Below are 273 nucleotides of genomic sequence, written 5' to 3' on the forward strand. Positions count from 1 at the left end.
TAGTCGAGTAGTACTAATAACCCGTAAGCTTATGTACGTCGCATCTCCCGTCGCAAGACGGGAGTGCAATCTTTCCAAATGTATTTCTTTATCTCAGTATGTTAAGATATTAGCAACCGATGTTGCAGTTGTGTTTAAATCACAACTAAAAACTTAAGGTGATTATTGCGGCGGGGCTCACCTCTTCCCATTCCGAACAGAGAAGTTAAGCCCGCCTGCGCAGATGGTACTGCATTTTGTGGGAGAGTATGTCATTGCCTTTTTTAGTGAAGC

Annotated in this window: 1 rRNA gene; it reads left to right on the top strand. The window is 43.2% G+C overall.

What is annotated here, in order from left to right:
- The first annotated feature begins 154 nt into the window (after positions 1-154).
- Positions 155-263, top strand: a 5S ribosomal RNA gene (gene rrf / locus KIH23_RS13675).
- Positions 264-273: the final 10 nt, after the last annotated feature.

The sequence above is a fragment of the Flavobacterium sp. CYK-55 genome (assembly GCF_018413465.1).
GTDB lineage: Bacteria > Bacteroidota > Bacteroidia > Flavobacteriales > Flavobacteriaceae > Flavobacterium.